This is a genomic window from Neobacillus drentensis (assembly GCF_036966985.1).
GTDB lineage: Bacteria > Bacillota > Bacilli > Bacillales > Cytobacillaceae > Neobacillus > Neobacillus drentensis_E.
Genome location: NZ_JBALSN010000660.1, coordinates 323 through 3,984, shown reverse-complemented (window position 1 = coordinate 3,984; position 3,662 = coordinate 323). Strand labels below are relative to the sequence as shown.

Here is a 3,662-nt window from a genome sequence, read left to right as displayed (position 1 = left end):
ACCCCCAACCCATTTCTACATGACTCCATTCCCCTCCACTACCTTCTTATTATCAGAAGGAAACATTCCAAGCATAAGAACTACTGGTATGATATTAACCACCGCTAAAACCGTTCCTTGGAAATCCGTACCACTCATTAACCCGTGTACAGTAACTAGAATATAAAGAATAGGGTTAAGAGCATGCAGCTTCTGCCATCTTTGGTAACCAATTTTCTTACGGAACTTCGAAGTGAAAATCGTTAAAATTAAGAAATACGTCGCAATCGAACCTAATCCAATAGAAATCGTTTCATAGCTGCCGCTAAAAGGAATCAGGATATCAGACCAACTAAATTTCATATAAGCATCAATCAACAAAATACCTAAGTGACCGGCTGTCATAATCAATGACCAGTCTGACAATACCTCATGAAAATGAAGGAGATTATTGACTTTCTTTTTCCGTTTCTTCTGGACCGCAGAATATAGTCCTGTTAAGACCGCTAAATATAATAATAGATAAGCGACAATCCCTGTAGCTCGGATTGCATACCATTCTAAAGACTCCATTTTATTCGTCACCTCTCCAAATTTCTAATGCTTCATTTATGATTACCGCTGGATTCTTTTTGACAGAAAGCAAGGCCTTCCCGCGCTCTTCTCCCAATAAAAGAACTACTTTCGCTAATACATCCGCTTCAACTGCCGTAGGCGCCGTTACCGTAGAAGAGATAATCGTGCTCGCGGACGGTTCGCCTGTTGTGGCATCTATCAGGTGATGCTTACTACTTCCATTCACCTTCCATCTTCTTTTCATCGAAGTAGAAGTGGCTACAGCCCCGTCAGTTACTTGGATGAAAGAGAGCATTTTGGATGGATCAAAGGGATCTTCAATGCCAATGTTTAAGTGCCGCGGCAGACTTCCAAAGATCCGAATATCTCCACCAACATTAACAAATCCATAGCCAATATCGGATAAGATATCAGCTGCTCGATCGACCACCCAGCCTTTCGCAATCCCACCTAAATCAATACGAGAATGCAAAACCACTGTTTGTTTATCCTCATCTAATTGATAAGGTCTCACTTTCGTAAACACTGGGGCTATAGGGGACGGAGCCGGCAGCTCCCTCCCTTTAATATACTCAATCGATTTTGTATAACCGCTGTTTTCAATCGCTGACAAAATACCAGGATTAAATACTCCATTTGTTTCTTCGTAAAATCCAAGTGCTACTTTTAAAATACTAAATAATTGATCCGATGCCTCGACTTCTTTCCCTAGATGCTGATTTAACTTGGATAACTCACTATCTTCTTTAAACCGGCTGCAGGTGTCTTCGACAGACGCAAATAATTTGTATATCGGCATGAGATCATTGGCGAATAGTTCTTGATTGATTGATAGTTGTACCATTGTACTCATAGAATTGAAGTTATATTTATACATGTTCAGGTTCCTCCGGTAGTCGTATCAAATCCTCCATGTTGACTTGGAAATGAACGGTCTTGTGAAACAGATTGATCATCTGACTGCCCCGTTCCAAAAGTGTCCGTAGATTCACTAGTATCTGTTGATGTACTAGTATTAGTTGATTGGCTTGGGACCTCATAGGTGATCGTTGAATCTTGGTTACTCTCACTTTGATAGACCTGAGTTGAATTCTGTGTCGTCGCTACTGTGGTTGTTGTGCTAGTTGTATCTTTATTGGTAATTCCCATATATGACATCATTCCAGCGACAAGAGCAAGACTAGCAAAGCTTACTCCCCAAGAGGTAAATTTCTTTTTTGGCATGTGAAGGACTCCTTTCAGTTTTTAAATGCTTTCTAAGTCCATGTCTGCATTATGAAACGCCAACCTTAATTTAGTCTTAACAAGTGCCAAGTTGCCAGGGGGACAGTTTCTCCTGGCTTTTTTTGAGGAGATTAAAGTGACCACTAGAATAGTCCCCTTGGCCACATGGATTATAGTAAGGAAAACGGGAGGTGGCAGATAAAATGGGAAAAGCGGCAGATATATTCTAAAAGTGGCAGATAAAAGTGGGAAAGCGGCAGATATATTCCAAAAATGGCAGATAAAGTAACCAAAGCGGCAGATAAAATGTTCAAACCCTATTAACCAAGTACCCAACCATCAAAATGGTAACTAAAAAGAGGCCCATTTCAGCAAATGAGCCTAATATACGAACAGGTATGAGAGAATTTGTTACGAAAGTAATAGATTTGTTTGCGAAACTGGCGCCTTTATTTGCGATACCCTAAAAACAGATAGATTAATAGATTCCAGATAGGTCTTTTAAACAGAAAAAAAGAGAACAAGGTGTTAATATCACCTCATTCCCTGCCATTTTGCATATAGTATAAAATTGTTCGGGATCAGCCCACTTCAATTCTACCATCCATTTTAGTAACCTCATTAATAGCTTCTCTCATCCCATCATTTTCAATTTTAATGAGATAATTCGTCACAGCCTCCGTTAACATTGGCACAGTATTTAGGTCCATTCCCCAAACTTTCTCATAGGCAAGTACAGATGTAACAATTTGTTTTATACCGCTGTCTGTTCTGTCATAGTTCCCCCATAAGGATTTATATAGATCTAAAATATCTTGATCATCCTGCAGCTGGATCTCTTCTTCCCCTCTTTTTCCTTTGTAGAAACTGATTAAGGCGCTAAGCGAGAAGGTTAATTTTTTGGGAAGTTCTTTCTTCTTGTCCAGATATTCGAGCAATGACGGTAAATCCCTTGTTTTAAACTTAGACATCGAGTTCAAGGCAATGCTGCTCAAATAGTGAGTGACAAATGGATTCATAAATCTTTCCAGCACAGCCTCTGCAAAAAGCTTCAATTCTTGTTCTGGCATCTCTAATACAGGAATAATTTCTTCATAAATTAACTCTTCCACAAACTTCTTGGAGACTTCATTTGTCACGGCTTCCCCGACCGTGTCTAATCCGTATAAATAAGCGACAGGAGTCATGGCAGAATGGGCACCATTTAGAATTCTGACTTTACTAGTCCGGTAAGGAGTCATATCGCGGACAAATTTAACATCAAGACCTGCTTTGTCAGTTGGGAACTCCTCTTTAATCCACTCTGGGCCTTCAATGACCCATTGATAGTATTGTTCTCCTACGACAACAAGATCATCTTGATATCCTAGTTCTTCCGTGATTTCATGAATCGTGTCACTTGGATAACCAGGAACAATTCGATCGACAAGGCTGCAGCAGAATGTATTGGCCTCATGGAGCCAATGAACAAATTCTTCTCCTAACTTCCAAGTGTGCGCATGTTGAAGGACGATTTCTTTCAGTTTTTCGCCATTTCGATCAATTAACTCACAAGGAATAATGATAAATCCTTTGTTAGTATCGCCAGCGAATACATTAAATCGTTGGTATAAAAGAGCTGTTAATCTAGCCGGAAAGCTTTTCTGCGGTTGATCGTCCAATTTATCATTTTCCTCATAATAAATTCCAGCCTCGGTGGTGTTGGAAAAGATAAATCTTAATTCAGGGTTTTCTGCCAGCTTTATATATTGGGAGTAATCTGTATACGTGTTAATTCCCCTGCTGATACAATTGATCACGCTATGCTCTCTAACCGCTTGCTTATTCTTGATTCCTTGCAGGTAAAGTGTGTATAACCCGTCTTGTTCATTTAATTTTTGAAC

The 3,662-nt window shown here is 39.7% G+C and carries 4 protein-coding genes; all 4 read right to left on the bottom strand.

The genetic code is table 11. The features are described 5' to 3' along the window. Positions 1-15: 15 nt before the first annotated feature. Positions 16-552 carry a ferric reductase-like transmembrane domain-containing protein gene (locus tag V7659_RS30050; RefSeq protein ID WP_335543681.1) on the bottom strand — a complete coding sequence of 179 codons (537 nt, stop codon included), beginning with the start codon at positions 550-552 and terminating at the stop codon, positions 16-18. Position 553: 1 nt separating this feature from the next. Further along, positions 554-1,432: an FAD:protein FMN transferase gene (locus V7659_RS30045; protein ID WP_335543680.1), complete on the bottom strand. Its 879-nt coding sequence runs from the start codon at positions 1,430-1,432 to the stop codon at positions 554-556. 2 nt (positions 1,433-1,434) lie between these two features. Next, on the bottom strand, positions 1,435-1,779 hold the full coding sequence (locus V7659_RS30040; RefSeq protein WP_335543679.1) for a hypothetical protein: 345 nt from the start codon (positions 1,777-1,779) through the stop codon (positions 1,435-1,437). Positions 1,780-2,360: 581 nt separating this feature from the next. After that, positions 2,361-3,662 (bottom strand): tagaturonate reductase (locus V7659_RS30035; protein ID WP_335543678.1); only part of this gene is annotated, 1,302 nt, incomplete at its 5' end.